Origin of the sequence: Staphylococcus sp. IVB6214 (assembly GCF_025558585.1) — a bacterium.
Lineage (GTDB): Bacteria > Bacillota > Bacilli > Staphylococcales > Staphylococcaceae > Staphylococcus.
The window spans coordinates 934044-950863 of sequence record NZ_CP094723.1 but is presented as its reverse complement, the minus strand read 5'-3'; the positions used below and the strand labels follow the sequence as shown (position 1 = coordinate 950863).

15 protein-coding genes are annotated in these 16820 nt (G+C 38.5%); all 15 read right to left on the bottom strand.

Going from position 1 to position 16820, the window contains the following annotated elements; translation table 11 throughout:
* Positions 1-123: 123 nt before the first annotated feature.
* The 15 genes from MUA51_RS04635 to topA all read right to left on the bottom strand — a co-directional run bounded on the left by MUA51_RS04635 (position 124) and on the right by topA (position 16803).
* Positions 124-1827 carry a proline--tRNA ligase gene (locus tag MUA51_RS04635; RefSeq protein WP_262560698.1) on the bottom strand — a complete coding sequence of 568 codons (1704 nt, stop codon included), beginning with the start codon at positions 1825-1827 and terminating at the stop codon, positions 124-126.
* 26 nt (positions 1828-1853) lie between these two features.
* Positions 1854-3134, bottom strand: a complete 1281-nt coding sequence (gene rseP, locus MUA51_RS04630) for an RIP metalloprotease RseP (protein WP_262560697.1) — start codon at positions 3132-3134, stop codon at positions 1854-1856.
* 6 nt (positions 3135-3140) lie between these two features.
* Positions 3141-4271, bottom strand: a complete 1131-nt coding sequence (locus tag MUA51_RS04625) for a 1-deoxy-D-xylulose-5-phosphate reductoisomerase (protein WP_262560696.1) — start codon at positions 4269-4271, stop codon at positions 3141-3143.
* A gap of 15 nt (positions 4272-4286) precedes the next feature.
* Positions 4287-5069: a phosphatidate cytidylyltransferase gene (locus tag MUA51_RS04620; RefSeq protein WP_262560695.1), complete on the bottom strand. Its 783-nt coding sequence runs from the start codon at positions 5067-5069 to the stop codon at positions 4287-4289.
* A 14-nt stretch (positions 5070-5083) separates the two neighbouring features.
* Positions 5084-5845, bottom strand: coding sequence for an undecaprenyl pyrophosphate synthase (locus MUA51_RS04615; protein ID WP_262560694.1), 762 nt, complete (start codon positions 5843-5845; stop codon positions 5084-5086).
* Between the two features lie 290 nt (positions 5846-6135).
* Entirely contained in the window at positions 6136-6690 is a 555-nt protein-coding gene (gene frr / locus MUA51_RS04610) for a ribosome recycling factor (RefSeq protein ID WP_262560693.1), read from the bottom strand.
* An 18-nt stretch (positions 6691-6708) separates the two neighbouring features.
* Positions 6709-7431 carry a UMP kinase gene (gene pyrH, locus MUA51_RS04605; RefSeq protein WP_095116382.1) on the bottom strand — a complete coding sequence of 241 codons (723 nt, stop codon included), beginning with the start codon at positions 7429-7431 and terminating at the stop codon, positions 6709-6711.
* A gap of 155 nt (positions 7432-7586) precedes the next feature.
* The gene (gene tsf, locus MUA51_RS04600) at positions 7587-8465 is read right to left on the bottom strand and encodes a translation elongation factor Ts (protein ID WP_262560692.1); all 879 of its coding nucleotides are present in this window, start codon (positions 8463-8465) and stop codon (positions 7587-7589) included.
* Positions 8466-8552: 87 nt separating this feature from the next.
* The gene (gene rpsB, locus MUA51_RS04595; RefSeq protein WP_095116378.1) at positions 8553-9341 is read right to left on the bottom strand and encodes a 30S ribosomal protein S2; all 789 of its coding nucleotides are present in this window, start codon (positions 9339-9341) and stop codon (positions 8553-8555) included.
* Positions 9342-9505: 164 nt separating this feature from the next.
* The gene (codY, locus tag MUA51_RS04590; RefSeq protein WP_262560690.1) at positions 9506-10279 is read right to left on the bottom strand and encodes a GTP-sensing pleiotropic transcriptional regulator CodY; all 774 of its coding nucleotides are present in this window, start codon (positions 10277-10279) and stop codon (positions 9506-9508) included.
* A gap of 14 nt (positions 10280-10293) precedes the next feature.
* Entirely contained in the window at positions 10294-11703 is a 1410-nt protein-coding gene (gene hslU, locus MUA51_RS04585; protein ID WP_262560689.1) for an ATP-dependent protease ATPase subunit HslU, read from the bottom strand.
* Positions 11704-11719: 16 nt separating this feature from the next.
* Complete coding sequence (gene hslV / locus MUA51_RS04580; protein ID WP_262560687.1) at positions 11720-12262, bottom strand: ATP-dependent protease subunit HslV; 543 nt, start codon at positions 12260-12262, stop codon at positions 11720-11722.
* 3 nt (positions 12263-12265) lie between these two features.
* Positions 12266-13159, bottom strand: a complete 894-nt coding sequence (xerC, locus tag MUA51_RS04575) for a tyrosine recombinase XerC (RefSeq protein ID WP_262560686.1) — start codon at positions 13157-13159, stop codon at positions 12266-12268.
* Between the two features lie 244 nt (positions 13160-13403).
* On the bottom strand, positions 13404-14711 hold the full coding sequence (trmFO, locus tag MUA51_RS04570) for an FADH(2)-oxidizing methylenetetrahydrofolate--tRNA-(uracil(54)-C(5))-methyltransferase TrmFO (protein ID WP_262560685.1): 1308 nt from the start codon (positions 14709-14711) through the stop codon (positions 13404-13406).
* Positions 14712-14733: 22 nt separating this feature from the next.
* Positions 14734-16803, bottom strand: coding sequence for a type I DNA topoisomerase (gene topA, locus MUA51_RS04565; protein WP_262560683.1), 2070 nt, complete (start codon positions 16801-16803; stop codon positions 14734-14736).
* Positions 16804-16820 lie beyond the last annotated feature (17 nt).

The window sequence follows — 16820 nt, the reverse complement described above, 5'->3', positions numbered from 1 at the left end:
ACCCCAATTAGGATGCTTTCGTTCAAGATGTTTAAGCATGGTGTGAGAGATTACACCAAACTTATCCATGACATCTTACGTAACAATTATATTCTATTATAACAAACTCAAATCTTTGAAAGCTTACAATTGCTCATAAAGGTCTGCGATGTAGTCAACAAGTGCATCAACAGTAACTTCTTCACTATCACCTGTGTCACGACGTTTTACTTCAACAATCCCCTCTTCAGCGTTTTTACCTACTACAACACGAATAGGCAAACCGATTAAGTCGGCATCATTGAATTTAACACCTGCACGTTCTTGACGATCATCATATAACACATCATATTTTTCTTGAAGTGTAGCATAAAGTTTATCTGACAATTCGCTTTGAGCTTCTTTTTTCGGATTCACTGTAATCAAATGTAAATCATATGGTGTCACTGACTTCGGCCAGATAATGCCATTGTCGTCATGATGTTGTTCGATAACTGCACTCAATGTTCTTGACACACCGATACCATAACAGCCCATTGTTAAGTTTTGCTCACGACCTTGATTATTCAATACTGTTGCATTCATAGCCTCAGAATATTTTTCACCCAGTACGAATACTTGTCCGACTTCAATACCTTCTGCGAACTTGGCTGGTCCTGAACCGTCTGCAAGTGGTTCGCCTTCTAAGATGAAACGGAAATCACCAAAACCGTCTACGGTGAAGTCACGATCAATTACTGCATTTACAAAGTGATAACCGTCTTCATTCGCACCGACTGGAATATTGACTAAGTCTTGGACTGAATGATCAGCGTATACTTTAATGTCACGATCTGTGACGGGACCTAATGACCCTGGTGTAGCACCTAATAAGTTACGAATTTCATCTTCTGTTGCCATTTCAATATTATCTGTGTTGAAGTAATCTTTTAACTTCACATCGTTGATTTCATGATGTCCTCTAATAAGAATCATCACAAAATCACCATCAACTTTAAATACCATTGATTTTGTTGTTTGTTCTAATGGTAATTCCAACAACGCCGCAAGTTCTTTTACAGTCTTAATATTTGGTGTTGCAACTTTTTCTAGTGATTTTGGTGCTTCCTTGTCTTCAGAAGAAGGTGTATATACCACTTCTGCTTTTTCAATATTAGCAGCGTAATCACTATTTTCACTATAAACAATTGTATCTTCACCAATTGCACTTAATGCATGGAATTCATGTGTATAGTTACCGCCGATTGCTCCAGAATCCGCAACTACTGGACGCACATTTAAACCAACACGTTTGAAAATACGCTTATATGCATCATACATATCTTGATACGTCTTCATTAACGATGCTTCATCTGTATGGAAAGAATACGCATCCTTCATAATGAATTCACGACCACGTAATAATCCAAAGCGTGGACGTTTTTCATCACGGAACTTCGTTTGAATTTGGAATAACGTGAGTGGCAATTGCTTATATGAACGTAATTCATCACGAACCAAAGAAGTGATTACTTCTTCATGTGTAGGTCCTAATGCAAATTCACGTTGGTTGCGATCACGTAGACGCATTAACTCTGCTCCATACGCTTCCCAACGCCCAGATTCTTGCCATAATTCTGCATGTTGTAATACTGGCATAACGACTTCGACTGCATCAATGCGCTCCATTTCTTCACGAATGATGTCTGAAATTTTATGAATTGCTTTTGTAGCAAGGGGTAAATAGCTATATACACCTGCTGTATTTTGTTTGATCATACCTGCTTTCAACAGAAGTTGATGGCTAATTGCCTCTGCCTCTGCAGGAACTTCACGTAGTGTCGGTATAAAGACTTTCGATTGCTTCATCGATTATGTGCCTCCTTGATTGTGTATTATAAGAAATATCTTTGTATGTCATTCCATGTTACTAAAACCATAATAATCATCACGAATACAGCACCCGCTGCAATAATAACTGTTTCTGCTTTTTTATTTGCTGGCTTTCTAAAAATTGCTTCGTATAAAACGAATAAAATACGACCACCGTCTAACGCTGGAATTGGCAATAAGTTCATAATCCCCAAGTTGACACTTAATGCAGCTGTCCAACCAATTAAGTTAATGATTCCTGTTTTTACGACTGTGTCGACATTTTTATAGATACCCACTGGGCCATTGAGCATATCAAAGCTAAAATCACCTGTAAAAATGCTGCCAATCATGCTGACGACTGCAACGAAGATTAACTTTCCATATCGTAAAGTTTCTTCTCCTGCATAAATAATTGGATTGATTAAAGAATGCTCTTTTTTAGGCAATATCCCTAGCTTAAATTCTGTATGTTTTTTATTCTTTGATACTGCTACCTCATATTTTTCTGGTTTAAACGTTTTTGTGATCACTTTTCCATTACGTGTCACTTTTACTTCTGTTTCTTGTCCATCTGTTGCTTTTAATGCAGACTGCACATCACGAAAACGGTTGATTTTTTTGTCGCCTATTTCAGTGATTGTATCACCTTTTTTTAGACCGATTTGTTCTGCGGCCATCCCTTTCGCAACTTGGTCAATTGTTGTCGTTGGTGTGCCTTGGTAGTAGGCTAAACCAAGTAGTAACACAAATGCTAATATAAAGTTAAACAATGGACCTGCAAACAATGTCAAAAACTTTTGTAATGGTTTTTTATGTGTAAATTGACGGTCACGGGGTGCGATTTGAATCAAGCTCCCATGCTCGACATAGAAAGCTTTTTCAGCAATTGTATAGCGGTGACGTGTCTCATCATAGGCTGCAATGCCTTCAATGTACATATCATCTTCCAAATCGACTTTTTTCACTTCAAGTGCTTCAATTTGTTGAAACTTATGTTGATCGTCAAGAATCACATGTGTAATCTCATCTTGATCATTCAACTTAATGCGAATATGCATACCTGGTTGAACAGGTGCATCTTCTAATCCATCTCCTGCCATGCGGACGTACCCACCGACAGGTAATAGACGGATTGTGTACAATGTTTCATTTTTACGAAAAGATAGTATTTTCGGCCCCATACCGATGGCGAATTCTGGACACATAATGCCTGCACGTTTTGCAAAGAACATATGTCCATATTCATGCACTGTTACAAGCAAACCGAAAACAATAATAAATGCAATAATGGTTATTAACACAGGTTGCTACACCTCATATTCCTTAGTTTTATAGTGATGATCCACTGCTAATATTTGTTCAAGTGTCGGCTGTTGAATCACTTGGTGTGCGTTCATTTCTTTTTCTATGAGGCGTTCAATGTCTAGAAAGCCTATTTCGCTATTTAAGAACTTCGCAACAGCCACTTCATTGACCGCATTCAACACGACTGGCATTGTACCGCCTATTTTCAATGCATCATATGCGTATTTTAAACATTTATAGCGTTCTAAGTCCATTTTTTTGAAATTTAATTGTGCCACTTCTGCTAAGTTTAGTGCAGGTGCATCGTGTTCAATACGGTTAGGATATGTAAATGCGTATTGAATCGGCATGCGCATATCTGGTGTACCCAATTGCGCCATCACACTTGTATCGACAAATTCAACCATCGAATGGATGATGCTTTCTTTATGCAAAATCGTTTCAATTTGATCGATTTCTAAGTCGAATAACCATTTCGCTTCAATCACTTCAAACCCTTTATTCATCATCGTAGCAGAATCAATCGTAATCTTCTGACCCATTGACCAATTCGGGTGATTCAATGCATCTTCAACTGTCACATTCTCGAGTTGATCACGTGTAAGGTCTCTAAAGGATCCGCCACTCGCTGTGATTGTTATTTTTTTAACTTGGCGTTGATCTTCACCGTTCAAACATTGAAAAATCGCAGCATGTTCAGAATCAACAGGTAAGATATTCACACCATGCTTTTTGGCATGTGCCATTACAAGCTCTCCCGCAACAACAAGTGTTTCTTTGTTTGCAAGTGCAATGTCAATACCGTGTTCAATTGCAGCTATCGTTGGTGGCAGACCCACACTACCGACTAGCGCATTCAACACAAGATCATTGTGTGAAGCAGTTGCTACTTTTTTTAAGCCTTCATCGCCATAAACTACCTGTACATCTAAATGTGAAAAACGCTCTACATCTTTCTCATATTGGACAGATACAATGCGAGGTTTGAGACGTGTCGCAATTGCAACAGCGTCGTCAACACGTCTGCCAACTGTTAGCCCAACTAAGTTAAAGTGTTCTGGATGGCGTTCAATGACATCAATCGCTTGTTGACCTATTGATCCAGATGCACCGAGAATTGCAATATTTTTCATTGATTTCACTTCACTTTACATTTGAATTAAAAGAATGTTCATTAACGGCAATACGAACATAAAACTGTCAAATCGGTCTAGAATTCCACCGTGTCCTGGCAATAAACGACCCGAATCTTTGACACCGAAGTGACGTTTAAAACCGGATTCCACAAGGTCTCCAAGTTGTCCGAAAGCACTTAAAATAACTGTTAAAACAAGGATCCATACCATGTGCAAGTTAAAGGGTACAAAGAACATAAAAGTTAATGGTACGAGTAGACTACATAAGAGCCCCCCAATAAAGCCTTCCACTGTTTTATTCGGACTGATGACTGGCCATAACTTGTGTTTACCAAAAGAACGACCAAATATGTATGCACCTGTATCCGTCAACCAGACAATTAAAAGACCGAATAAAATGAAATGCAATCCTGCCTCACGTGTTTCGTAAAAATACATAAACCCGATACCTACGTATGCAACAGACATCAAACAAAATGCAGAGTCTATGAAGCTGAATCGGTTTTTAGACATGACCGTATAACTTAAAATAACAAAACTTAAAATAATGAGCCCTTTTTGTTGTAGTACCGGAACCCATGTGCCAAATTCTTCAGGCAGCATAATAATACTTAGCCCTACCGCACTAATCAATCCTGGAATTGATAAAAAGCGAATTCGATTCATATTTAACAATTCTTTCAAGGCAATTAATGAGAGTGCGAACGTAAAATACATTAACGCTCTACCACCTAGTAACAAAATAGGCAAAAACACAATAAGTGCAATTATTGTTGTAATCGTTCTAACCTTCATCTCAATGCTCCTATCTACAATCCTCCAAATCGTCTTTGGCGCGATTGATATGTTTTTATACACGCTTGTAAATCTTCTGCGTCAAATTCTGGCCACATCTTTTCATTAAAAATAAATTCACTGTAAGAAAGTTGCCAAATCAAAAAGTTACTAATACGTTGTTCACCCGATGTACGAATAAGCAAGTCAGGATCTGGAAAGTCAGCTGTCATCAAAAAGCGTGAAAAATCTTTTTCAGTCAACTGTGCAATCTCACTCTCTGAGGCATGTTTAAAATGATTGATTGCATTTTGAATGCCGTGCATAATCTCTGCACGTCCGCCATAGTTAATTGCAAAAATGAGCGTCAGACCCGTATTATCTGCTGTTTTCAACTTCGCTTCTTCAATGGCTTGTATTGTTTTCGTCGGCAACTCATCCACAAAACCAATTGTTTCTACTTTGACATTTTTCTCAATGAGTTCTGGTAAAAATGTATTTAAAAAGTTTACAGGAAGTCCCATAATATAATTGATTTCTTCTTGTGGACGCGACCAATTTTCTGTTGAGAATGCATAAAGCGTCAAATATTTTACACCTAATGTACTCGCTTCTCTCGTGATTGTTTTGATCGTTTCCATACCTTGAAAATGACCTTTTATTCTTGGCATTTTTCGCTGTTTCGCCCAACGTCCATTGCCATCCATAATAATCGCAATATGCTCTGGTATATGTTGTAAATCTAATGTATCACACTGCGGTTGATTGTTGTCATTCTTTCTAAATTTCTTAAACATGCGTGTTCCTCCGAGCGTTTAGTGTCTCTTAAATATATCATCTTACAAGTAAACATTCATCTATCATTCTACCACACTCATTTAGCTCGTTAAATAAACATTAAAAAAACTGTACCAAAGTCTGATTCGGTACAGTTTAAGCATTTTCATTCCTATTGATGACCTGTACAACCGTGTTGATACCCATTCGTATCTTACAGTATGAATAGTATCTCACGTCGTTGGAAACCCTTATACATCATTACGATGTTTATTGGCAATCACAGATCAATAACCACACTACATTTTATCTATACAGATAGAATATCTTTTTCTTTATCTGCAACGAGTTGATCGATTTCTTTGATTGCGTCATTTGTAACGTCTTGAACTTCATCTGAAGAAACACGTAATTCATCTTCTGAGATTTCACCATTTTTCTCTTGCTTCTTCAATGAGTCGTTGGCATCACGACGAATATTACGAACAGAAACTTTCGCATTTTCCCCTGCTTTTTTCACATCTTTAACGAGTTCTTTACGTCGCTCTTCTGTTAAAGCTGGGATTGTGATACGAATAACTTCCCCGTCACTTGTAGGGTTCACACCTAAGTTTGCAGCAATAATTGCGCGTTCGATTTCTTTCAATGATGTTTTGTCATATGGAGAAATCACTAATAAACGTGCTTCAGGTACATTAATGCTCGCCAATTGTTGAACAGGTGTTGGCGCACCATAGTAATCTGCGTTCACGCCTGCTAATAAGTTAGAATTTGCACGACCTGCGTTAATTTGTGCTAATTCTCGTGATAAGTTCTCAGCAGATTTTTTCATACGATCTTTTGCGTCTTTAATAATTGCATTCATTAATAACTCACCTCTAAATTATTTCGTAATGATTGTTCCGATATCTTCACCTAATACAGCACGTTTGATATTTCCTTCTTCCATAATAGAGAAGACTTTTAATGGAATATCATTGTCCATACAGAATGAAGAGGCTGTAGAATCCATTACTTGCAATCCTTCTTGTAGTAATTGAATATAAGTTAAACGCTCATATTTTTGTGCGTTAGGATCTACCTTTGGATCTGCAGAATAAACACCATCTACGTTATTTTTACCCATCAAGATTACTTCAGCTTCTACTTCAGCCGCACGCAATGCAGCAGTAGTATCTGTTGAGAAGTATGGGTTACCGATGCCGGCAGCAAAAATAACAACACGTTTCTTTTCTAAATGACGAATTGCACGACGACGGATATATGGTTCTGCGACTTGTTTCATCTCAATTGATGTTAATACACGTGTATCGCAGTCAAGTTGCTCAAGGCTGTCTTGTAATGCTAATGCATTCATTACTGTTGCAAGCATTCCCATATAGTCCGCTGTTCCACGATCCATACCTAAGTCACTGCCTGTTTTACCACGCCAAATGTTTCCACCACCGACAATTACAGCAACTTCTGTGTCTAGTTTGGCAACTTCTGCAACTTGTTGCGCAATACTTTTAATAATGATTGGATTGATACCAAATCCTTTTTCTCCTGCCAATGCTTCTCCACTAAGTTTTAAGACTACACGCTTATATTTTGAAGTTTCAGTCATCATTCATTAACCTCTCTATTCGTATTATATGGAACAATACAAGTAAAGAAGACACAATAGGTATCTTCCTTACACACGGCTTCAATATCAATGCATTGAAGTCATGCAAAGGAGGACACAACAGGTGCCTTCTTTCTTATACAAAACCGTGTTGATTATTTCATTTGTCCTTTTACTTCGTCAGCGAAGTTTTCTTCACGTTTTTCTAAACCTTCACCTACTTCGTAACGAACGAAGTCAACTAATTTACCACCTTTAGCTTTAAGGAACTGCTCAACTGTTTGGTCTGGATCTTTAACGAAATCTTGGTTAACTGCACAGATTTCTTGTAAGTATTTACGTAAACGACCTTCAACCATTTTTTCTACGATATTTTCTGGTTTACCTTCGTTTAATGCTTGTTGTTTCAATACTTCTCTTTCGTGTGCGATTTCTTCTTCACTTACTTGTTCAGAAGAAACATATTTAGGGTTGATTGCTGCGATGTGCATTGCAACATCTTTAGCAGCTTCTTCATCAGTTGAACCTTCAACAACTGAAAGTACACCGATACGTCCACCCATGTGTAAGTATGCACCGAATGCATCATTATCAGTTTTAGTTCTTACTTCAAAACGACGTAAGCTTAATTTTTCACCGATTGTTGAGATTGCTTCTGTCATATGTTCAGATACTTTTTTACCATTTGGTAATGTTGTATCGTTTAACGCTTCAACTGTATCCACTTTTGTATCAAGGATTTGGTTAGCGATTTCTTTAACAAGTTGTTGGAAACCTTCGTTACGTGCAACGAAGTCTGTTTCAGAGTTGATTTCAACTACAACAGCGTCGTTACCTTTAACTTCTACATGTGTAATACCTTCTGCTGCGATACGGTCTGCTTTCTTAGCAGCTTTTGCGATACCTTTTTCACGTAGGTAGTCAATCGCTTTATCGATGTCACCTTCAGTTGCTTCAAGCGCTTTTTTACAGTCCATCATACCAGCGCCAGTTCTTTCACGTAATTCTTTTACAAGTTTAGCTGAAATTGCCATTCAGTATTCCTCCAATATCGATTGATTGTTTATTTTAAAAAAAGGGAGATAAGCATCAATATCTTATCACCCATTTTAAGATTCTACTTACTTAGATTCAACAGATGCTTCAGTTGATTCTGCTTCAGTTGTTTCTGCTTTTTCATCTTCGTTTAAGTCGATGTTTTGTTCAGCAGCTACTTCGTCGTTAGATACGCCTTGTTGACCTTCTAAGACAGCGTCTGCCATTTTACCAGTTAATAATTTAACCGCACGAATCGCATCGTCGTTCGCTGGGATTACGTAGTCGATTTCATCTGGGTCACAGTTTGTATCAACAATACCAACGATTGGGATGTTTAATTTACGTGCTTCTGCAATTGCGTTACGCTCTTTGCGTGGGTCAACTACAAACAATGCTTGTGGCATTGATTTCATATCACGAATACCGCCTAAGAATTTGATTAAACGGTCATATTCTTTTTTAAGTTCAACAACTTCTTTTTTAGGAAGTACATCGAATGTACCATCTTCTTCCATTTTTTCAATTTCTGAAATGCGGTGTACACGTTTAGAAATTGTTTTGAAGTTTGTTAAGATTCCACCTAACCATCTTTGGTTAACGTAGAATTGTCCAGCACGTTCTGCTTCAGCTTTCACTGATTCTTGTGCTTGTTTTTTAGTACCAACGAATAAGACTTTGCCGCCTTCTTCAGATACTTGTTTCACAAAGTTGTATGCTTCTTCAACTTTTTTCACTGTTTTTTGTAAGTCGATAATGTAGATACCGTTACGCTCAGTGAAGATGTACTTTTTCATTTTTGGGTTCCAACGGCGTGTTTGATGACCGAAGTGAACACCAGCTTCTAACAATTGTTTCATTGAAATAACTGCCATAATAAAATTCCTCCTATTGGTTATCATCCTCCACGTTAACTCATATAAAAACGATCTTGTGAATCGCACCCATTTATATGCGCGTTAAACGTGTGTGTTTTGGCTTTTAATAGCCGCATATAAATATACCACATTGACACTTTATATGCAATAGTTAAAATTGACTATTCCATGCGTTCCAATTCATCAAGAAATGCATGTTTTTTTACCTTGATAAATGTCCCTTTCATACCAAGTGAACGTGATTCGATAACGCCTGCACTTTCCAACTTGCGCAATGCATTTACAATAACTGAACGTGTGATACCTACACGATCTGCTACTTTTGATGCAATCAATAATCCTTCTGTACCACCAAGTTCTTCAAAGATATGATCAATCGCTTCTTTTTCTGAATATGATAAAGAGTTAATCGCCATAGAGATTGCTGCTTTATCACGAGCTTCTGCTTCAATTTCAGAATGCTTTTCACGCAAGATTTCCATACCGATAACGGTAGCTGCATATTCACCAAGTACAAGATCATTTTCCTCAAATGGATCAGTCAAACGACCTAACACTAATGTACCTAAACGTTCTCCACCACCGATAATTGGGAAAATCGTCGTTTTTGAATCTTCAAATAAGCTTCTGCTCTCTAATGGGAACACCGATAATGGATCTTCAATATCAATATTAGATGTCGTTTCATAAACATGCATCAATTTTTCAGTATAAGCATCTGGAATATGCTTATCGTCTAACATTTTGATAATACGGTCATTTTTTAATAATTCATTTAAACATGATCCTAAAATTTTCCCTCTTCTCGAGACAATAAATACATTTGTAACTGTTACTTTACTAATCGTTTGTGCAACATCTTTAAAATTAACTGAAATTCCTTTATGTTTTTGTAATAAGCTACTGAGTTCTCTAGTCTTTGTTAATAAGCTCATATTTCTACTCCTTTTTATAATATAAATTCGCTAAGATCTTTATTCGTTGAAATTGTCTTCAATTTATCATCGACATATTGTGGTGTAATATCTACATGCGCATGTGGCATATTGGCTGCTTCAAATGATAAATCTTCTAGCATTTTTTCTAATATTGTATGCAAACGTCTCGCACCGATGTTATCCGTTTCTTGATTCACATGGTACGCCATTTCAGCCAGACGTTGAATTGCCTCATCTGTAAAATTCACAGTAACCTCTTCTGTCTTCAGCAATAATTCGTATTGCTTAATGAGTGAAAGTTTTGGTTCTGTAAGAATTCTTACAAAGTCATCGACTGTTAAGCTTTCTAATTCAACACGAATCGGAAAACGCCCTTGTAATTCTGGGATAAGATCACTAGGTTTCGATACGTGGAAAGCACCCGCACCAATGAATAGCACGTGTTCAGTACTCACCGTACCATATTTCGTTTTGACCACGCTACCTTCAAGAATAGGTAGGATATCTCGCTGAACACCTTGACGTGATACGTCTTGTCCGCCGCCGTGACTACTTGACGTCGCCACTTTGTCAATCTCATCGATAAAAATAATGCCCATTTGTTCTGCTAACTCCAACGCTTCTTGGTTTGCCGTTTCATGGTCAATCATTTGATCTGCAAATTCATCCGTCAAAATTTTACGTGCTGTTTTTACCGGAACTTCTTTTTCAACCTTTTTCTTAGGCATCAGTTGATTCATCATTTCTTGCATTTGCTCATTTTGTTGCGTCCCTAACATACCGAGTGCACCAGGGTCTTGCTCAACCTTCACACGCACTTTTTCTTCTTCCAACTGTCCTGCTAACAATTGTCGTCGGATTTCAGAACGCTTCGTTTTAATTTCTTCTGTTGGTGGCTCTTCCTCTTCTTCTTGCTGTTGACCAAAATTAGGAAGTGAACCACCAAACAATGACTCTAATGGGTTGTTCATATTTTGTGCTGCTTTTTTCTTCATGCTTGGAACAAGTAACTTTACAAGCTTGTCATTAGCCTTTTCAGATGCTTCATCTTGAACTGCTGCTTTCTTCTGGTCTTTAACAAGACGAACAGCAACGTCTACAAGATCACGCACCATACTCTCGACATCACGACCAACATAACCCACTTCTGTAAATTTTGTTGCTTCTACTTTGACAAATGGTGCACCGACAATTTTAGCCATACGTCTTGCAATTTCAGTTTTACCCACACCTGTCGGCCCCATCATCAAAATGTTTTTAGGTGCAATCTCTTGCTTCGTCTCGTCATCTAATAAGCTGCGACGATATCTGTTACGCAATGCAATTGCAACCTTCTTCTTCGCTTCATCTTGTCCAACAATATACGTATTTAATTCTGAGACAATATCTTTCGGCGTTAACTTGATACCGTTTGTATCCATCAAATAAAAACCTCCATTATAATTCTTCAACGATGATATGATCATTTGTAAATACACAAATCTCAGATGCAACTTTTAAACTTTCGTAAGCCATTTCACGTGCAGAAAGATGTGATGCATGGCGTTTTAACGCACGACCAGCACTTAGTGCAAAGTTACCGCCTGACCCAATCGCAATCAAGTCGTCGTCAGGCGCAATAACTTCTCCAGTCCCACTAACAACTAGCAGATTGGATTCGTCCATTACGATTAACATCGCTTCTAATTGACGTAATTGTTTATCGCCACGCCATTCTTTTGCAAGTTCTACTGCTGCTCTTTCAAGATTGCCACTGTATTGTTGTAACTTCATTTCGAATTTTTCAAACAATGTGAATGCGTCTGCCACACTACCGGCAAACCCAGCGACAACTCTACCATTATAAAGCTTCCTCACTTTTTTCGCTGTATTTTTCATGATGACCTGTTGACCTAATGTCACTTGACCATCCCCAGCCATTGCAGCTTGTCCGTTATGTCTTACTGCATAAATTGTTGTTGCATGAATTGATGAACTCATAAATCATTTCTCTCCTTTTGTTGCACGTGGATGTGCTTGTAAATAAACATGCCGTAGTTGTTGATTCGTTACATGTGTATACCGTCCTGTCGTCGATAGGTTCACATGCCCTAACAAGTTTTGTACAGTTCTGAGATCGGCTCCTGCATCTAGTAAGTGTGTGGCAAACGTATGGCGCAACTTATGTGGGTGAATTGAAGTGACGCCTGTCGTTCGTTTTACAATATCATTCAATAGATAGCGGATACCTCTTTCTGTAATTGGCTTACCTTGCATATTCACAATGAGATAATCATGTGAGGCGTGTTGTATCGGACCGAAAGAAGAAAAATAGTCAATGATACTTTGACGACAAAACTCTCCAAACGGTATGATGCGTTCTTTCTGTCCCTTCCCCATTACTTTGAGTAAAGACATTGACAAATCAACATCTGACTTTTTAAGTCCTACGAGTTCAGATACACGTATGCCTGTCGCATAAAGCAACTCTAGAACAACGCGATCTCTTAAACCCTTTTTTGAATCTTGAATCACTGTTTGAAATAGCGATTCCATCTCTTCCGCATAAAAAAATGATGGTAAGTATCGTTCTTTCTTCGGGTGTACTAGTTGTACAAATGGATTTGTGATATGCTCGTCTATCGTCATCCAATACGCATAGAAGCTACGCAACGTCGAAATTTTACGTGAAACTGTCGTACGTTGCAACCCCATGTCATATAACAATTGTAAAAAGCCCCTTGCCTCTTGGTAACTGAAAGATCGCAATGTCAGTTGCTCTTGTGCCAAGAAGCGATTAAATTGAACGATATCATCACGATATGCTTTTAAAGTATGTTCTGAGAATAGGCGCTCATATTTGAGCATATTAAGAAATTGTTGTTGGATTTGTTCCAATATAAAAACCCCTCCATCATTTGCATTGTAGCACAATGATAAGGGGTCCTGCATAGATAAACCATAAAATATTCACATTTATCTAAATTTTAGTATTTTTCAAGAGTGACGCTACGATTTATTTTGAAATAGCAGCGTTTATCCACTCCTAACAGGTGATTCAGAAGCGAAAGCTCTATTCACTTCTATCACCTTCTGACCTCTCTATGACTGTGCTTTATCTGTTACAAATTATCAGTTTCATTTAATTCAATGTTTTTTTAAAGCTATCAAGATAAGTCAATGCGCGATCTGCTAGTGCTTCATAACGTTCTTTCTTATCTTTAATGCGTTCAGGTAATGTAGGCACTAAACCAAAGTTTGCATTCATCGGTTGGAAGTTTTTGTTGTTCTCTGCATGAGAAATATAGTAAGCCATACTTCCTATCATCGTTTCTCTCGGGAAGATAACATCACCTTTGCCCAGCATACGATGTGCCATGTTAATACCTGCAATCATGCCACTTGCTGCACTCTCAACGTAACCTTCAACACCCGTCATCTGACCAGCAAAGTATAAGTTTGGACGTGACTTGAACTCATAAGTTTCTGATAAGACACCCGGCGAGTTGATGAAAGTATTTCGATGCATCACACCATATCGGACGATGTCTACATTTTCGAGTCCAGGAATAAGACGTAACACTTCTTTTTGTTCGCCCCACTTCAGTCGTGTTTGGAACCCTACAATGTTATACAGTGTTCCCGCTGCATCATCTTGTCGCAACTGTACCACTGCGTATGGGCGCTTCCCTGTCTTTGGATCTTCAAGCCCGACTGGCTTCATCGGTCCAAATAACAATGTTTTTGGCCCACGACTTGCCATCACTTCAAATGGCATACACCCTTCGAAATACTTTTCTTTTTCAAAGTCTTTCATCGGTGCTGCTTCAGCTGCCAATGTCGCTTCATAGAAACGTTCAAATTCTTCTTTTGTCATTGGGCAGTTAAGATAAGCTGCTTCTCCCTTGTCATAACGAGACTTCAAGTATACTTTATCCATATCTATTGAATCTTTTTCGATAATTGGCGCTGCTGCATCATAGAAATATAATTGATCTGCACCTGTCAATGAGACAATCTCTTCTGCCAGTCCTTCCGTTGTTAAAGGACCCGTCGCAATAATCGTTGGTCCTTCTGGAATCTGCGTTATCTCTTCATTTTTAACGGTTACATTCGGATGATTTTTTAATGTATCTGTAATATAGCCAGCAAAGTCATGACGATCAACTGCAAGTGCCCCACCTGCTGGGACACGTGCCTTATCCGCTGCTGCAATAATCAATGAATCCAAACGACGCATTTCTTCTTTTAGAACTCCGACTGCATTTGTGAGTGCATTCCCTCTTAAAGAGTTGGAACACACAAGTTCCGCAAACTTATCAGTATGATGCGCTGGCGTTTGCTTCACAGGACGCATCTCATATAAATTCACTTTCACGCCACGTTGAGCGAGTTGATAAGCTGCCTCCGACCCTGCCAGTCCGGCACCTATAATGTTGACTGTTGTCATTGAAATGCTCCTTTTCTCTTCGTTATTTTACTGCTTCTTCTTTATAGTCACAGTTCGAACAAACGACTTGCGTTGTACGACCTTTTTTCTGTTCTACTAAATAATGATTACATTTCGGACAATCACGTCCTACCGGTTTATCCCATGAAACAAAGTCACATTCTGGATAGTTTGAACAACCGTAAAATAGACGATTCTTCTTAGACTTACGTTCTACGACATCGCCGTCTTTACATGTTGGGCATTTCACACCGATTGGCTTAACGATTGCTTTCGTGTTTCGACAATCCGGAAAGTTTGAACATGCCATAAACTTACCATAACGTCCCATTTTAATAACCATTGGTGATCCACATTTTTCACAATCTTCGCCTGCTGGTTCATCTTTAATTTCAATCTTTTCCATCTCTGACTCAGCACGTGCCACATCTTGTTTGAAACTATTGTAAAAATCACCGACCACTTTTCGCCAAGCAATGTCGCCATCAGCAATTTTATCCAGCAGTGTCTCCATGTTCACCGTAAAATCGACATCGATAATTTCTGGGAAGTACTCCTTCACTTGCTCATGTACAATTTCCCCCAGTTCAGTTGGTACGAAACGCTTACTTTCACTTTTAACATAGTTACGTTTTTGAATCGTATCAATCGTTGGTGCATATGTCGAAGGACGTCCAATCTTCAACTCTTCTAAAGTTTTAACAAGTCGTGCTTCCGTATAACGTGGTGGTGGCTGTGTGAAGTGTTGCGCAGGATCGATATTCGTCGCAATCACTTCATTGCCTTCTTCAAGTTTAGGAAGACGGTTTTCTTTCTCTTTCGTCGCATCATCGTTTGCTTCAACATACAATGTCATGAAACCTTTGAACTTAATCGTTTGACCGTTTGCACGGAACTTGATGTCACCTTGCTCTAAATCAACGGCTACTGTATCAAGAATAGCTGGTGCCATTTGACTTGCTACGAAACGTTCCCAGATCAATTTGTACAAACGAAATTGATCACGTGTTAAATAGTTCTTTACATCGTCAGGCGTACGCAATGTACTCGTTGGGCGAATGGCTTCATGGGCATCTTGGTCGCCTTGTTTTCCTTTGTTGACTGACTTAGAAATATATTCGTTACCGTATTGGTTTTCAATGTATGATTTCGCTTCAGCTTGAGCATCTTTAGAAATACGTGTTGAGTCCGTTCTCATATACGTGATTAAACCAACTGTTCCTCCACGTTTTAAATCGATACCTTCATACAACTGTTGCGCAATCATCATTGTTTTACGTGCTTTGAAGTTCAGTTTACGTGCAGCTTCTTGTTGCAACGTAGATGTCGTAAATGGGTTCGCAGGTTTGCGCGTACGTTCCTTCTTCGTCACCTTCGTCACTTCGAATCGATCACCGTCTAAGGCATTCGTAATCAACTTCACATCATCTTGATTCGTCAGCTTAAATGGTTTCCCTTTATAATGAAGAAACTTTGCTGTAAATTTTGATTTTTGATATCGGAATGCCCCTTCAATCGTCCAGTACTCTTCTGGTTTGAAGTTCCTAATTTCGTTTTCACGATCAATGACTAGTCGAAGTGCCACTGATTGCACACGACCTGCCGATAAGCCCTTTTTAACTTTTTTCCATAATACTGGTGAAATGTTATATCCTACTAATCTATCCAAAATACGTCGTGCTTGTTGAGCATCAACGAGCTCCATTTCGATACCACGTGGGTTTTTGAAACTTGCCTTTACTGCGTCTTTTGTAATTTCGTTGAATACGACTCTATTATCTGTTTGATCTTGTAATTCAAGTATATTTGCCAAATGCCATGCAATTGCTTCACCTTCGCGGTCAGGGTCACTTGCAAGGAAAACTTTTTTTGCTTTCTTTGCATGTCGTTTTAATTCTTTTACGACCGGTCCTTTGCCTCGAATTGTAATATATTTAGGCTCATAGTTATCTTCTACGTCCACACCCATTTGACTGCGCGGTAAATCTCGCACATGTCCCATAGAAGCGATGACTTTATATTTTTTCCCTAAATATTTTTCGATTGTTTTAGCTTTTGCAGGCGATTCAACAATGACAAGATTCTCTGCCAATGGAGATCCCCCCTTGC

What these genes read in the sequence shown, in the direction of transcription:
- MUA51_RS04635 (WP_262560698.1), bottom strand. Translation starts at nt 1,827, where the DNA reads ATGAAGCAATCGAAAGTCTTTATACCGACACTACGTGAAGTTCCTGCA.
- MUA51_RS04625 (WP_262560696.1), bottom strand. Translation starts at nt 4,271, where the DNA reads ATGAAAAATATTGCAATTCTCGGTGCATCTGGATCAATAGGTCAACAA.
- MUA51_RS04620 (WP_262560695.1), bottom strand. Translation starts at nt 5,069, where the DNA reads ATGAAGGTTAGAACGATTACAACAATAATTGCACTTATTGTGTTTTTG.
- MUA51_RS04615 (WP_262560694.1), bottom strand. Translation starts at nt 5,845, where the DNA reads ATGTTTAAGAAATTTAGAAAGAATGACAACAATCAACCGCAGTGTGAT.
- frr (WP_262560693.1), bottom strand. Translation starts at nt 6,690, where the DNA reads ATGAATGCAATTATTAAAGACGCAAAAGATCGTATGAAAAAATCTGCT.
- pyrH (WP_095116382.1), bottom strand. Translation starts at nt 7,431, where the DNA reads ATGACTGAAACTTCAAAATATAAGCGTGTAGTCTTAAAACTTAGTGGA.
- tsf (WP_262560692.1), bottom strand. Translation starts at nt 8,465, where the DNA reads ATGGCAATTTCAGCTAAACTTGTAAAAGAATTACGTGAAAGAACTGGC.
- rpsB (WP_095116378.1), bottom strand. Translation starts at nt 9,341, where the DNA reads ATGGCAGTTATTTCAATGAAACAATTGTTAGAAGCTGGTGTTCACTTC.
- codY (WP_262560690.1), bottom strand. Translation starts at nt 10,279, where the DNA reads ATGAGCTTATTAACAAAGACTAGAGAACTCAGTAGCTTATTACAAAAA.
- hslU (WP_262560689.1), bottom strand. Translation starts at nt 11,703, where the DNA reads ATGGATACAAACGGTATCAAGTTAACGCCGAAAGATATTGTCTCAGAA.
- hslV (WP_262560687.1), bottom strand. Translation starts at nt 12,262, where the DNA reads ATGAGTTCATCAATTCATGCAACAACAATTTATGCAGTAAGACATAAC.
- trmFO (WP_262560685.1), bottom strand. Translation starts at nt 14,711, where the DNA reads ATGACAACAGTCAACATTATAGGTGCCGGACTGGCAGGGTCGGAGGCA.